Source organism: Oceanospirillum maris DSM 6286 (genome assembly GCF_000422865.1).
Taxonomy (GTDB): domain Bacteria; phylum Pseudomonadota; class Gammaproteobacteria; order Pseudomonadales; family Halomonadaceae; genus Oceanospirillum; species Oceanospirillum maris.
This window is the reverse complement of the sequence record NZ_KE383938.1, coordinates 157192-171073: the sequence shown is the minus strand read 5'-3', so window position 1 is coordinate 171073 and position 13882 is coordinate 157192. Positions and strand designations below refer to the sequence as shown.

Below are 13882 nucleotides of genomic sequence, written 5' to 3'. Positions count from 1 at the left end.
TGTGCAGTTTTTCTTTGAAGAGGTAGTAAGAGTTAGCTGAAAATACCTTTCAATACGAAGAAGAAGACAATAGATAGAGCCGCACCTGCAGGCAGAGTGATAATCCAAGACATAAAGATTGTTTTTACAATGTTCATATTCAAGGCTGCCATACCACGGGCTAGGCCTACGCCTAAAACCGCACCAACCAACGTATGGGTTGTGGAGATGGGTAAACCTGTACCAGAGGCAACTACTACGGTACTAGCGGCGGCTAATGTGGCGGCAAAACCACGGCTTGGAGTCAGCTCTGTAATATTCGTCCCTACTGTTGCGATAACTTTATGGCCGTACATAATTAGACCCGCAACAATACCCGCGCCACCTAGCAGTAAAATCCAAGCTGGCATAATTGATTTACCACCAACGATTCCGCCATTCTCAACCACAGCAACAACCGCTGCAAGCGGGCCAACGGCATTCGCTACATCGTTAGAACCGTGTGCAAATGCCATTGCACAGGCGGTGAACATCATGAGTACGCCAAAGACTTTCTCAACACTTGAGAAGTGAAAATCTTTATCGGCGTTTTCATCTCGATTAACGGACTTCAGCATAAAAATACCGATCAACGAGACACAGATACCAACGGCAATAGACCACAGTGTTGCTTCTGAAAAACTTAGATGCAGGCCAACATGTTTTAGGCCTTTGAGTAACGTCACCATTGCGATGATGAAACCCACTAGGAACATATAAAAAGGCACATAACGTTTGGCATTCGCAAAAGGATCATCTTTTTCTAGAATCAAGTTTTGGACGCTTCGAAAGAGCATAAAGGCGATACTACCAGCGATGAGAGGAGACACCACCCAGCTAGCGGCAATGGTGCCCACTTTATCCCAGCTCACCGCATCAATAGAGATACCTACAGCAGCAAAACCTACGATAGCCCCCACAATAGAGTGCGTGGTTGATACGGGCCAACCAAAGTGAGTCGCAATTAATAGCCAAATACCTGCCGCTAATAATGAGGCCAGCATGCCGTAAACCAATAATTCTGGCGAATCAGAAAGTAATCCTGGATCAATAATACCTTTGCGAATTGTTGCTGTTACTTCCCCTCCGGCCAGATAAGCGCCTGCAAACTCAAATAAAATAGCGATAACGATTGCTTGTTTAATGGTGATCGCTTTGGAACCAACGGAAGTGCCCATGGCATTGGCCACATCGTTAGCACCCACACCCCAAGCCATAAAGAAGCCAAACACGCAGGCTAGGATAATAAATACATCAGCGTACTGAACTAGAATCGACATAAAAAAACCATTTGTTGTCTAATTAGTAAGGTTGGGACGGACACTATTTCGCCAGTAAAATTTGTAAACGACTGCCCACGCGCTCAGCACGATCTGACACATCACCAATCCAGTCGATAATCTTATAAAGAAAGATCACATCAACCGGCGGCAATTCCGCTTCTAAAGAAAATAGTTTGGCGCGCAGTGATATCTGTAGTTTGTCTGCTTCATGTTCGCAGATATCAATTTTGGTAATCATCCTTTTTACGAGTTCTGATTCATGGCGACCAAAGCCTGTTTCGATAAGCTCATCAATTTCTAGTAGAGCTAAGCGAGCGTGATTAGCGGCAGCCACTGCTTTCTCAACATAAGTCACCATATCGTCGGCTAAAATCCCAGGGATTCTCATACGACGACCCAGCATAATGCCGGCAATATCTTTTGTTTTGTTGGCGATTTTGTCCTGAACCGTCAGTAGCTCAAGAAGATCAGAGCGAGGCACAGGCATAAAGAGGCTGTCCGGCATATTCGTACGAATACCGGTCTTCATATCATCCGCCTCGTTCTCCAGACCAGCGATGCGTTGCTGTAGGCTTTCTGCTTCTTCCCAGTCGTCTGCTAATACAGCCTGAAAAAACGGAATCAACTGTTCTGCACAGCTGAATGACTTGGACATATGGTCCTGCATGGGGCCAAATGGTGAGCGCCCAAAGAGCTTGGAAAATGTATTACTCATGGGTTTTCTGCCTTGGAGTATGGGATTTGGGCGAAATTATAAGAGCTGTTTTTCGCTGTGTCATAAAAAAATCTAAATTCTGTCATCATTATTTGACTTGGCTGTCATCTTTTTCTGATATGAGTACTTTATATGTCAGTTATGTTGCGTTTTTATGACAAAAAATAATACCTGCCGAGATATTATCGACTGATAGCCTAAGGATAAAAATCATTGCAAGGGGCGGGTATACACAGTTGAATAGGCAGTTTTATGCCTATTGAATGTATTGTTCTTATATACGTTAGGTCTGGATCATAGCCACGGGGAATTTATGGCCAAGGAAATTGAACTGAAACTTGCGATACCTCTTCAGGCAGGAAAAGCCCTGCGCCAGCACGAGGTTTTAGGGCTAGCGGTTAGTTTTGACAGCAAGCATCTACAGAATATCTATTTTGATACGCCAAGTCTTGATCTTAATAAATCACGGGTGGCGCTTCGAATTCGTCAAGTTGATGAGCGTTACATCCAAACATTAAAAACCAGCGGTAGCAGTAGCGGCGGTTTACATGAGCGAGGCGAGTGGGAATGGGATGTTAATGGCCCAGCACTCGATCTTAGCCTGATTGATGCCGACCTTTTGCCAGAAGCGCTAGACCTTGAGTACCTTCGACAGCATTTACAGCCCGCCTTTGAAACTAATTTTCAACGGGATCGATGGTTGCTGAATGTAAGTCATGAACATCTGAAGGCCGAAATTGAGTTGGTGCATGATCAAGGTCAGGTACTCGCTCAAGGGAAGACTGACCCTATTAGTGAGATTGAACTAGAGCTTAAATCTGGTGATGCTGACCTGCTCTTTAAAGTGGCCCATGATTTATCCGGTACAGTGCCGTTATTGATCAGCAATATCAGCAAAGGCCAGCGTGGTTTTCGTCTGTTTGCTCCAGAATATGCGGGCTTGTCTGCACCGGCTACACCAGCCTTTAATGACCGTCACGGTTTGATTCTCGCCGCTCAGAATGAGCTGGATCGTTTTATTGCGGCCCGTGACCAAATAGCCTTTAGCCGAAACTGGTCTGAACTTGAAACCCTTTATAGCAGCCTGCGGCAGTTGCGCTGGTGCTTGCTGCATTTAAGTCGTTTGACGCTTCCTAGCGCGCTTTATTTACCAACGGTCTTACGCTACAAGCTGCGGATGTTCAGCTATTCACTAGAACACCTTGTAACGCTTTACCAGCAGCAGAATGCTTGGGAGCGCTTAGATCACTGCCCAACGGCATTGCGTAACAGTGCTGATTTTGTACAACTTAATGAACATTACCAGCCGTTAATGAGCGCCTCTTGGATCGGCCAAACGCTAATAGAGGTTATGCAGTGGTTGTATCTATTAAATCGTGACTCGGAGTCGATGCCATTTGTTGATAAAAAAGCCATATTTGTTGATAAAGACGCTACGTTTGAGGCGTTGTTAAATCAAGTACACCTGCCTCGACACCCAACGGATAAAGTCTTGTGGTTACGCCAACAAGCTCCGCTTTTGCATTTAAGTCGCTGGCTGGAGTATCAATTTTCTGAGCCTTCTTTGGGGGAGAAAAACCTTCTCAAAGAATCCTTGGCGCTACAAAGAAAAATATCAGAGCTTAGCGGGCTTATGGCGGAAGAAATAACACTATGGCAGCTCAGTCAACAGCAAGCCGATGGGATTGATAACAAGCTTATTAAGCGTAATCAAGATGATCAATATGAGATGGTTTTGGCTTTGGGTCGACAGGCATTAAGCTTTAATAGTTTGCAGCAAAACCTGCAACGTTTGTCCTAGTGCCAAAACAGCCTTCATTGTTTTACTGAACCGCTAAGGGTTAAAAAGTGATCGAATATGCTGGCCGATAAAACAACACCTGATGAGAATGCTGAACAAACAGGTCATCGCCAAAGAATTTACCACGTCATTTTTGAGGCGAGCACGCCAATGGCAAAGGGTTTTGACCTGTTGCTTATTGCCTGTATTTTGCTCAGCGTAGCCTTTGTTCTGCTCGATAGTGTGCAGGCAATACATAACGAATGGCACGACACGCTCTACTTTATTGAGTGGAGTTTTACCGTGGTCTTTACCATCGAATACCTGCTTCGGTTGTACAGTATTGGTAAGCCTCTAAAATACGCGACCAGTTTTTTTGGTGTGATCGATTTGCTCTGTATTTTGCCGACTTATTTAAGCCTCTTTGTGGCCGGTACAGAAGTGATGTTGGTTGTGCGCTTGGTTCGAGTATTGCGGGTCTTTCGTGTTTTACGTCTGTTTCATTATGTCGGAGAAGCGGCGGCACTTGCCAAGGCTATGCAAGCCAGCCGTCGGAAGATTACTGTTTTTCTCTTCGCCGTAATAACGATGGTGACTGTTTTTGGCTCCATTATGTATGTGGTAGAAGGCCCTGCTAATGGCTTTTCCAGTATTCCCCGTAGTATCTACTGGGCGGTGGTCACGTTAACCACCGTCGGGTATGGGGATATCACGCCACAAACTAATTTTGGGCAGTTTCTCTCTTCTATTGTCATGATCATGGGTTACGCCGTGATTGCCGTACCAACAGGTATTGTCACTGTTGAGCTATCTAACACCATGAAGCGCCATATGCATCTGGTATGTCGTGGCTGTGGCGAAGAAGGGCATGATGCCGATGCGGATTACTGCAAGTTGTGTGGTACAGAATTGTCTCGCAGAGATGGTCGCAGCCGACATTTGAAACCGATGCCTCTGCCTGATTTACAGAATACGCCGGATGCGGATAAAAATGATGAAGCAGACGGTGACAAGGGCGATGAGGGGCGTGATAACCATCGTGACAAAAGCCGTGATAAAAATAGCCAAAACGATGACCTACCAAAACAAAAGCCCGTTTAATTTTCAAAGCAATCCCCGCCTACCGGACGGGTAGGCTGGGATATTGTTCTATCTATTCGTTATATTAATCATTAGACATTTCGCTGCGCGGCCTCGTTAATTATTTCCGGCTGTAGATCCAGTAAAGGCTCGGCTTTTAACTCATCACTTAGGGTTTGGTAAAACAGATCTTTATCTTTGACCAGCTCCGTATAACCGTATTCATTACTTTCAATATGGTATACCTGCATCAAGCCTTCGTAGTAGAAGCGTAAGATACGCTGGGCATCTTGATCATTTTTTTCCGCCAACTCTTTTAAATGATGCATGCGATTTGTGACACGGGCGAGCATTCTTTTAAGGCGAAAAATGTACAGCAAATCGACCAAGCGCGGATCGTCTTTATACGTATAAAAAACAGAACCTGTGCACAGTACGCCAATAAGAACTCCGGTTAAATTAAGATAGAAATTCCCCCCATCCTCATTACCCCAAAAATGAATCAGAATAGGGCTGCTTCCCAGCGCGGTTATCGCAAAACAGATAATCAGTACCATACTGACTTTACGGCTTAGCTTTAAATAATGTGTTTTATCAATATCGTGTATCTGCATATTTCCCTCTGGAGCAGCTGAATAGCCACCTCTTAATCAGCCGTGCTATTTTAGCCTTAATCGATGCCGCCACACAGTAAAGGTTTTCGCATTCGATAAAATACAGGCTTAAATCATGACAACCAAAAATTTGATGCGCGCGCTTTTTTCCGATAACCAAGCTCTCTTCGATAGCGATGCTTTTTCTGATGACGGTGCTTTCTGCGCCTTATTAGAACAGTTAACTCATGCCTGCGAAGGGTCATTGGTCGTCGATAAGAAAAGCTGCATTGTGTGGATTAGCGATGCCTACCGCAAACTCCTCGATCTGCCGGATACATTAGACCCAACAGGAATGCCGGTAGAGCAGCTGCTGCCCAGCTCTCAAATGCCAAGAGTTGTACAGACTGGAAAGCCTATGTTTGTGGATCTTATGGAGATCAATAACCATTGGTGCGTTGTTAATCGCTTGCCCTTACGGAATGAATCCGGTGAGCTTGTTGGTGCCTTAGGTTTGATTTTTCATAATGATCTGGATGAATTACAGCCATTGTTTGATAAGTTTGCCCGTTTACGCCGACGCTTTGAAAAAGAAAACCTACTGCGCACTAGCCGTTATCAACTGGATGATATTATTGGTGAGTCCCCACAGATTCAACAGATGAAGCGTCAAGCTCAAAGAGCAGCCCAGCTGGATACAACCTTGCTTTTACTTGGAGAAACGGGCACAGGAAAAGAGCTACTCGCTCAAGGTATTCATCAAGCTTCCCCGCGCAGAAATGCTCCTTTTGTCGGTATCAATATGGCCGCACTACCAGAGCCTTTAGTCGAGGCTGAGCTGTTTGGTACTTCCGCAGGGGCCTATACCGGAGCTGACCAGAAAGGACGTATTGGTAAAATCCAATTGGCAGACGGTGGCACACTGTTTTTGGATGAGATCGCCGAGCTACCCCTTGGTATGCAGGCTAAGTTATTACGTGTTTTACAGGAGCGAGAAATAGAGGCTCTTGGCTCAAATAGACTGATCAGTGTTGACGTTCGTATTATCGCTGCGACCTCTAAGAATTTGGCGGAACTTGTTGAGCAAGGCTTATTTCGCCCCGACCTTTACTACCGATTACATGTTTTGCCCATCCATCTGCCTCCGCTATGTCAGCGCCAAGGGGATATTAATCTGCTGGCGCAATATCTATTACAGGATATTCAGATGCAAACCCAGTTACCTAAGCTGGCATTATCGGATGCGGCCTTAGCTTGGCTAAATAGTTTTCCATGGCCAGGTAATGTTCGTGAATTGCGTAACCGCCTTGAGCGCGCCTGTGTGATGGCCGAAGGTGAACGAATTACAGCAGAGGATTTGGGTGCCAGTGATTCACTTACCAACCGAGTAGATATGGAGGCTAGCCATCTATTATTGAAGCCTTCTGATCCGCCCGCTCGTTTCAAAGTGTTGCAGCAAAAGCATGACTGCACGCTACTTGAGGCTGCACTTCAGCAACATCAGGGCAATCGAACCGCAGCGGCAAAAAGCTTGGGGATCTCAAGAGCGACTTTTTACAATCGTCTTAAAAAGTGTCTCGATAAATAGACATAACAATGTCTTAATACCAATACATAATGTCTATTTTATTGGACAGCTGCTTTGCTGGTTAACCTTGTGAAATTAAATAAGCCTATGATTATAAAAGAAATTTTAAATCTGGCCTAAAGCTTGATAGCTATCTCTCAGATCCAACGGTTAGGCTCAGGCATAGCGAACCGTTAAAACAAAAACAATAATCTGAGAGATAAAAAGATGGATAAGTTTATTACAGCGGCTCAAGCAGCTCAGCTCATCAATGACGATGCAACGTTAGCAACCGGCGGCTTTATCGGCATTGGTTTTGCTGAAACTCTCGCTAAAGCGATTGAGGCGCGTTTTCTAGCAACCGGCCATCCGAGTAATCTTTCCTTAGTTTATGCAGCGGGCCAAGGGGATGGGGAAACCCGAGGCTTAAATCACTTTGCCCACAAAGGGTTAGTGAAAAAAGTATTAGGTGGGCATTGGGGGTTAGCGCCACGTCTTGGGCAAATGGCAATCAACAATGAGATTGCTGGTTACAACTTACCTCAAGGCGTTATCTGTCATCTGTTTCGTGATATTGCTGCGGGTAAACCGGGCACCCTAACTCGGGTAGGGCTGCATACTTTTGTGGATCCCCGCCATGAAGGTGGCAAGGTTAATCGTACCAGCGAAGAGGATCATGTGCAGTTGATGCCGATTAATGGTGAAGATTATCTATTTTACAAAGGGTTTCCACTGAATGTTGCCCTCCTTCGTGGTACGACGTCTGATATTGATGGCAATATCTCTATGGAGCGTGAAGCTTTACCCCTTGATGGGCTGGCGATTGCTCAAGCGGTTAGAAACAGCGGCGGCCAAGTCTTTGTTCAAGTTGAACGTATAACACAACAGCATCAGGTTACGCCGGATCGCGTACGGCTACCCGCTAACCTTGTGGATTACGTGATCGTATCGCCGCCGGAAGATCATCCTCAAACCTTTGCAGAACATTACAACCCGACTTACAGCAGTGAGGTTCTTGCTCCCCTAGGGCAGATTTCTTCTGTGCCTCTTGATGCTCGAAAAGTGATTGGCCGTCGAGCACTTTTAGAACTGAAAAAAGGCGGCGTTATTAATCTAGGGATTGGAATGCCAGAGATGGTTGCTCAAGTTGCTGCAGAGGAAGGGCTACTTGATAGCATCACCTTGAGTGTTGAGCCAGGAGGCATTGGTGGCCAGCCTGCCAGTGGTCTAAGCTTTGGGGCTGTGAGTAACCCTAGCGCTATTATAGATCAACCTGCGCAATTTGATTTTTACGATGGCGGCGGTTTAGATCAAGCCTTTTTAGGCTTAGCAGAAACCTGCCCTGAGGGGCATGTTAACGTGAGTCGCTTTGGCCCTAAACTGGCTGGTGCAGGCGGTTTTATTAATATCACCCAGAACACGCAGGATGTATTTTTTCTGGGGACATTTACCTCAGGTAAACAATGCTTAAAATTTGAGGGAGAGACCCTAGAAATACGCCAAAATGGCTCGCAAAAAAAATTCTGCAAACAAGTGCAGCAGATCACCTTTAATGGCGAGTATGCGGCGAAAAAGGGGCAGAATGTGATGTTTATTACAGAGCGAGCTGTTTTCCGCCTAACAGAAAATGGGCTTCGCCTGATAGAAATAGCGCCAGGCGTTGATCTGGAAAAAGATATTCTACAGCAGATGGATTTTATGCCCGAGATTGCTACAAACTTGGTTGAAATGGATTGTCGTTTATTTAAACAAGGCCCGATGAATATTCGTTACGCGGGGAGTATGCCGGTAAAGCAGTTACGCTCGATGTTTCAAGACGCCGCCATTAAACCCAGCAAGAGCACTTGTCAGGCAGATATGTCAGCGGTGGCCGTGTGAATCTCCTCCGAGCAACGGCTGCAGGCCGTCGTTTTCAGATACGGCGGAGATCAGCCTTAACATGTTGATGTGACTGGATAAAATTATGGGTTGTTGATATTAGGATGATCCCTAAACGGAGTGTATTTTGCTTCCAAAAAAACAAAAAGGCTTGAGCCGATTATCGCTTTTTTATGGCAAGACTAGAGTGAAAAGTATACGAAACAAGTTTTACTCTAAAGCTCAGTGTTTTCGCGCTAACTTCTCGAACACCTCTTTTTTTAATGTGAACTTTAAAGGGGCTATTTTAACCAGCTGCCGTTTTAAAAATGCAGAGTTTTCACAGGTTGAATTTTTAGGGACAAACCTAAAAAAGTCTAACTTCACTGATGCTGTCTTTAAATCTTGTGTCTTTTCAGCAGCCTTGTTGAAAAATAGCAATTTTAAAGGCTGTATCTTTGAGAATTGCATTTTTGTAAATACAAATTTGAAATTAGCTAAAAACATAGTTATTGATGATAGCAATCGTTTTTACTCTCAACGTCCGACGCCTGTCGTATCAGAGTGCATAATGAACTTGCTTGATGGACTGAGGTTCAATTCAAGGATTCATAATAGCCGTGTGTTGCATTTGAAAGGTGGTAAAGTGAATTCTTTGACGTTATTCAGTTTGCTGGAACGACTCGGTGAAGACAAACTTTTAATGGGTCTTAAGAGTCTCAATGGCTTTTTGCCTTATCGTATTGTTACAGCAAACGGATTATGTAACGTAATTGACAAGGCAGGCCGTTATCGATAGCCTTCATGCTGTCCCGCCCCATTCAATCGAGAGATTGAAAAGTATAGGATATTAGTGGGGACTCGATTCAATTACTGGCATTCGAGAGGGGGTGACTATGGTAGGAAATCTTTGCACGACTTTTGGTTTTTTAAGTTTAATCATCATTAACTGTTTGGACTTTTTTATTTTTAGTAATCACTCTCGATTGTTTGGGGTTGAGCAGCCTCAAACCCCTTCTAGCTTGTCTTAAGTTCCTTCTCGTACAATAAGCTGCAATCCACAAATTTTATTCCCTAAATGTTACTCATTGGAAACTGTTGTTTCTGTTGGAGTACCGGAATAATTCCGACAGCATGTGCTACCACATGAAATACAATCATCGCCTATCTCTGTCCCAGATTCTGGCCTTGCGCGTTTCCATCAGGGTTTTCGCGGTTTTATGCTCGATAAAAACACCATCTCCTGCTTCTAACTTCTCAAAAGCCCGATTCACCTGTTCCGCCATCTGCTGAGAGAGCTGTTCCGTTTCTTTATCGACAGAAAGATGAGTTTTGCTGACGATGACAGATGCCTTATTTAATTGGTGTCTACAAATGTTCGCACCAGTCTTCAGTGCTACAATGCGCGACTTTAATTTTTCTGTCGGTGTTTGGTTATGAGTTTTGCCTCCCTTAGTTTGCATTCAGATTTACTCGCGGTTTTAGAATCCCTTAACTATCAAACGCCGACACCGATTCAACTGGAAGCGATCCCGGAGGTTCTGGCAGGTCACGATGTGCTGGCCGGTGCGCAAACCGGCACCGGTAAAACGGCGGCCTTTGCCTTGCCGATGATCCACCGTTACCTGATCCAGCACGCCCAAGACGACCAAAAGGCGATCCGCACGCTGGTACTGACGCCAACCCGAGAGCTGGCGCAGCAGGTTCACCAGAGCTTTGTGAAATACAGCGCAGGTTTAGGCTTCAACTCAGTCGTCGCCTATGGCGGTGCCAGTATTAACCCGCAGATCGATGCGCTGAATAAAGGCTGTGATGTGCTGGTGGCAACTCCTGGTCGTTTACTGGAGCTGGCGATTAAGGAGCTGATCGACCTTAGCGATATCGAAACGCTGGTGCTGGATGAAGCCGACCGTATGCTGGATATGGGCTTTATTAACGATATTAACCGCATCCTGAAGCGCCTGCCGGAGTCCCGTCAGACGCTGTTCTTCTCCGCCACCTTTAATGATGAGGTGTTTGCCCTCAGCAAAACCATCCTGAAGAACCCTAAGCTGATTGAAGTCGCCGAGCGTAACGCCACAGCAGCCAAAATCGAGCAGCTGTTTTATGAAGTAGATACCAAACGCAAAGCCGCGATGCTGGCTTACCTGATTGGCTCCAAAAACTGGCAGCAGGTGCTGATCTTTACCCGAACCAAACAGATGGTGGATGAGCTGGTCAAAGAGCTGGCCAAAGATGGTATCAAGGCAGCGGGTGTACATGGTGATAAGTCTCAGGGTGCCCGTGATCGCGGTTTGGAAGAGTTTAAAACCGGAAAAGTGCGGGCGCTGGTGGCGACCGATGTGGCCGCCCGTGGCCTCGACATTAAAGAACTGCAGACCGTGGTCAACTATGAGCTGCCGTACAACACCGAAGATTATATTCACCGTATTGGCCGCACCGGCCGTGCGGGTCAGGCAGGTATCGCAGTATCTCTGATCGCCCATAAAGAGAAGTATCTGTTTGAGGAGGTGAAAAAACTCACCGGTGAAGCGTTTATGATGCAGTGGTTCCCCGGTTTTGAGCCGGACTTTATGGCGCAGGAAGAAGAGGAACGCAGCAAACGCAAACCCTCGAAAAAAGCCCAGCTGGCTAAAGCTTTGGGTAAAGGTAAGAATGGCAGAAGCAATCCGCGACGCCGTCGATAGATATGAGGTGTGGTCATGACTTGCGAAGCAAAACTGGGAACCTGTTCAGAATGTGGCAGTGATTTTAAATGTGAAGCTTCCGGGATGGTTTCACTATGCCCCGAATGCGCTCATTATCTTTATGGTTATGATAACTGTGCACACGTTTTTGAAAATGGCATTTGCCAAATATGCCTGTGGAACGGGTCTGTTTCCGATTACGTTAAGCGTTTGAAAGACGGATAAGCAGGCGGGATGAAAGTCTGTTTGAGATGAAATTTAAGGATAATCATGAATCAATTTTTATGTGAACTCGACTGGCCCACATTGCTGGCATTTATAATTGTAATATTGACGATAGTGTCGACAACCTATTTAACGGTTAGAAATCAAAATAAGGCTACAGAGTCCCAGTTAGCAATATCCAGGGAGCTTGCCGATAAAGAAAAAGAAAAATCCCGGTCAGAGTTTATATCTACAAGTCGTCAAGCGTGGATCAATTCACTTCGGGAAGAAGTGTCTGATTACATTTCTGCTATTTTCTCTGTGTGGGATCTATGTCAGGAAAAAAAGGGCCGGGCTGTCGTCCTAAGAGATTTAGAAAATCCTGAGTACGCTATGTCGGAACTTGCACGCTGGTCTGAACGATATGGCTCTGCTATCAAAATGGCACAAAAACATCGGGCTCAAATAAATCTATTATTGAATCCAGATGAGGATCTGTCGAAAGAGTTAATAAGTTCTATTGATTCTGCTTTTAACCTTGTTACTGCCGAATCAGACCCCGCAGAAGCTAATGACTTAATTATCATGAAGTTGCAACCTATTTTGAAAAAAGAGTGGGAGCGCGTAAAGATTTTAGACGGGGCCTGATAACAGGCTATCCTTCATTCAACGCTATCAGTTTAATGTTGCGCTGCTCTAGGCGTTTCGTAACGGCAAGAATAACAGCTCAGAGCGACAAATATGCTAAGCCGAAAAACCGTAGCGCTTTTGAACGAAGCGTGCCAGAAGTCTGACGAACTCTATGATCAGGGCGGTTTAATCTATCTTTACAGCTTTGGGCATCGCAGAGCCCATTCCTTTATAAATCCTCAGCTTTTGAAATCAGCAGGCTATCCCAAGCCATTGAGTGATCCCGAGTTCGATCAATTAAAAACGTTGTTTGCTAATGCACTTTGTCAGTATGGTTCTGAGCCTGTTTCTGACCAAGTGGCTCACTATGTGCAAAAATTCATCGATAGATTGAATGTTGATTTTAGTGGGATGTATAGCTGTATTAGTGAGTCAGCAGATGATGGTTTATCCCATATGATTGAACTCACTTTCATAGAGAATAATGATTTTCATACGCTTGAGTTATTTTGGTCCGTTGACTAAATCAGATCAACGTTGAGTTTATCTTAAGGCTTTCATATTCTGAGTCCATTTGGAATGAGGATAGTGCTTTGCTAAAACATAAGTTAGATCGTATTTGACCGGTTGTTCATTGAGAATGAAAGCGTTGATAACCCAAGCATTAGTGGAGCTGGAGAGGTTTCCGTTACCCTGGCAGGCAATGGTCAGAAAGCAGTTGGAGTATTGCTTTGCAGTGGTTTTGGCAGAGGCTTCACCTGAAAAACTGGAACAACTCAATATTGGTCTGATTGCGGTTCGCGAAATTGACGAAGAAGATCCGCTTCATTCTCTGCTCATTGGGATCCAGTATAAGCTACAGCGTAAATTCTTACTCTATGCAGCTAAAGTCCGGCTGAATATTCGTTGAAGTCGGAGTTTTAATGGGGTTCTTTCCTTGTTGGGAGCGGCCATTTATTGTTACTTTTTGGTTCTGACCCTGGTAGTGGCATTCGCTCTCTTGGTCTGATGAGTTTTGTTTTCTGGTAATCCCTTCTGTTCTTCGAATGATTCTTTCTAACAAAAGCGTTCTGGCAATGAAATTTTATGGCGGATAATTCTCAGCATTATTTTAATAGACTTAATCTAAGGAGGGTTTGTGAATCAAAGTAATGAGTTGGATGTTGATATTGGTCATCAGCATATAGTGATTCAGCGGCGCTATGAGGCCTTAGGTGCCTTAAATGATTTGCTTATAGCGCTATGGTTTTTAGTAGGTAGTTTTTTCTTTCTTAATGAATCGCTTATTGATAGTGGTACCTGGCTTTTTATCGTAGGTAGTGGTCAGTTAATAATTAAACCGGTGATAAAATTAACTGGTTTAGTTCACGTTGGTCGGGTATTTAAAAAACAAAGTAGCAAATCGGATGGCTGTAATACCTATTAAACTCTCTGGGATAGATAATTTTTTAATCATTGGGTTGTTTTT

14 protein-coding genes are annotated in these 13882 nt (G+C 44.7%); 10 read left to right on the top strand and 4 right to left on the bottom strand.

All coding sequences use genetic code 11. The features are described from left to right. Positions 1–32 precede the first annotated feature (32 nt). Together G517_RS0116715 and G517_RS0116710 are read right to left on the bottom strand one after the other, a co-directional pair. A complete protein-coding gene (locus tag G517_RS0116715; protein ID WP_028305351.1) occupies positions 33–1298 on the bottom strand; it encodes an inorganic phosphate transporter in 1266 nt (421 codons plus the stop codon). A 43-nt stretch (positions 1299–1341) separates the two neighbouring features. After that, a complete protein-coding gene (locus tag G517_RS0116710; RefSeq protein ID WP_036591939.1) occupies positions 1342–2016 on the bottom strand; it encodes a TIGR00153 family protein in 675 nt (224 codons plus the stop codon). Between the two features lie 313 nt (positions 2017–2329). On the opposite strand from G517_RS0116710, the gene G517_RS20370 reads away from it, so the two are divergent. Next, on the top strand, positions 2330–3817 hold the full coding sequence (locus tag G517_RS20370; RefSeq protein ID WP_051206530.1) for a CYTH domain-containing protein: 1488 nt from the start codon (positions 2330–2332) through the stop codon (positions 3815–3817). A 57-nt stretch (positions 3818–3874) separates the two neighbouring features. Beyond that, a complete protein-coding gene (locus G517_RS19760) occupies positions 3875–4897 on the top strand; it encodes an ion transporter (protein WP_084632367.1) in 1023 nt (340 codons plus the stop codon). 71 nt (positions 4898–4968) lie between these two features. On the opposite strand, the gene G517_RS0116695 is transcribed toward G517_RS19760, so the two are convergent. Beyond that, a complete protein-coding gene (locus G517_RS0116695) occupies positions 4969–5490 on the bottom strand; it encodes a DUF3087 family protein (RefSeq protein ID WP_028305349.1) in 522 nt (173 codons plus the stop codon). Between the two features lie 115 nt (positions 5491–5605). On the opposite strand from G517_RS0116695, the gene G517_RS0116690 reads away from it, so the two are divergent. The 3 genes from G517_RS0116690 to G517_RS0116680 all read left to right on the top strand — a co-directional run bounded on the left by G517_RS0116690 (position 5606) and on the right by G517_RS0116680 (position 9692). Continuing rightward, positions 5606–7057, top strand: a complete 1452-nt coding sequence (locus G517_RS0116690; protein WP_245543279.1) for a sigma-54 interaction domain-containing protein — start codon at positions 5606–5608, stop codon at positions 7055–7057. Between the two features lie 207 nt (positions 7058–7264). After that, the gene (locus G517_RS19755; protein ID WP_084632365.1) at positions 7265–8914 is read left to right on the top strand and encodes an acyl CoA:acetate/3-ketoacid CoA transferase; all 1650 of its coding nucleotides are present in this window, start codon (positions 7265–7267) and stop codon (positions 8912–8914) included. A 127-nt stretch (positions 8915–9041) separates the two neighbouring features. Beyond that, positions 9042–9692: a pentapeptide repeat-containing protein gene (locus G517_RS0116680; RefSeq protein WP_028305347.1), complete on the top strand. Its 651-nt coding sequence runs from the start codon at positions 9042–9044 to the stop codon at positions 9690–9692. A gap of 358 nt (positions 9693–10050) precedes the next feature. Here G517_RS0116680 and G517_RS21325 read toward each other — a convergent pair whose 3' ends face one another. Beyond that, on the bottom strand, positions 10051–10356 hold the full coding sequence (locus tag G517_RS21325; protein WP_051206529.1) for a hypothetical protein: 306 nt from the start codon (positions 10354–10356) through the stop codon (positions 10051–10053). Between G517_RS21325 and G517_RS0116670 the strand changes: the two genes are divergently transcribed. The 5 genes from G517_RS0116670 (at position 10330) to G517_RS0116650 (ending at position 13840) form a co-directional block, all read left to right on the top strand. Further along, a complete protein-coding gene (locus tag G517_RS0116670) occupies positions 10330–11580 on the top strand; it encodes a DEAD/DEAH box helicase (RefSeq protein ID WP_028305345.1) in 1251 nt (416 codons plus the stop codon). The genes G517_RS21325 and G517_RS0116670 overlap by 27 nt on opposite strands. 270 nt (positions 11581–11850) lie before the next feature. After that, a complete protein-coding gene (locus G517_RS0116665; protein ID WP_028305344.1) occupies positions 11851–12432 on the top strand; it encodes a hypothetical protein in 582 nt (193 codons plus the stop codon). Positions 12433–12525: 93 nt separating this feature from the next. Further along, positions 12526–12939: a hypothetical protein gene (locus G517_RS0116660; RefSeq protein WP_028305343.1), complete on the top strand. Its 414-nt coding sequence runs from the start codon at positions 12526–12528 to the stop codon at positions 12937–12939. A gap of 115 nt (positions 12940–13054) precedes the next feature. After that, a complete protein-coding gene (locus G517_RS0116655) occupies positions 13055–13324 on the top strand; it encodes an immunity protein Tsi6 family protein (RefSeq protein ID WP_028305342.1) in 270 nt (89 codons plus the stop codon). Between the two features lie 228 nt (positions 13325–13552). Next, positions 13553–13840: a YrhK family protein gene (locus G517_RS0116650; RefSeq protein ID WP_028305341.1), complete on the top strand. Its 288-nt coding sequence runs from the start codon at positions 13553–13555 to the stop codon at positions 13838–13840. Positions 13841–13882 lie beyond the last annotated feature (42 nt).

Bases quoted from the DNA above. Each gene is read 5' to 3' on its own strand.
- G517_RS19760 (WP_084632367.1), top strand. From the start codon at position 3,875: ATGCTGGCCGATAAAACAACACCTGATGAGAATGCTGAACAAACAGGT.
- G517_RS0116660 (WP_028305343.1), top strand. From the start codon at position 12,526: ATGCTAAGCCGAAAAACCGTAGCGCTTTTGAACGAAGCGTGCCAGAAG.
- G517_RS20370 (WP_051206530.1), top strand. From the start codon at position 2,330: ATGGCCAAGGAAATTGAACTGAAACTTGCGATACCTCTTCAGGCAGGA.
- G517_RS0116710 (WP_036591939.1), bottom strand. From the start codon at position 2,016: ATGAGTAATACATTTTCCAAGCTCTTTGGGCGCTCACCATTTGGCCCC.
- G517_RS0116715 (WP_028305351.1), bottom strand. From the start codon at position 1,298: ATGTCGATTCTAGTTCAGTACGCTGATGTATTTATTATCCTAGCCTGC.
- G517_RS19755 (WP_084632365.1), top strand. From the start codon at position 7,265: ATGGATAAGTTTATTACAGCGGCTCAAGCAGCTCAGCTCATCAATGAC.
- G517_RS0116690 (WP_245543279.1), top strand. From the start codon at position 5,606: ATGACAACCAAAAATTTGATGCGCGCGCTTTTTTCCGATAACCAAGCT.
- G517_RS21325 (WP_051206529.1), bottom strand. From the start codon at position 10,356: ATGCAAACTAAGGGAGGCAAAACTCATAACCAAACACCGACAGAAAAA.
- G517_RS0116655 (WP_028305342.1), top strand. From the start codon at position 13,055: ATGAAAGCGTTGATAACCCAAGCATTAGTGGAGCTGGAGAGGTTTCCG.
- G517_RS0116670 (WP_028305345.1), top strand. From the start codon at position 10,330: ATGAGTTTTGCCTCCCTTAGTTTGCATTCAGATTTACTCGCGGTTTTA.
- G517_RS0116695 (WP_028305349.1), bottom strand. From the start codon at position 5,490: ATGCAGATACACGATATTGATAAAACACATTATTTAAAGCTAAGCCGT.
- G517_RS0116665 (WP_028305344.1), top strand. From the start codon at position 11,851: ATGAATCAATTTTTATGTGAACTCGACTGGCCCACATTGCTGGCATTT.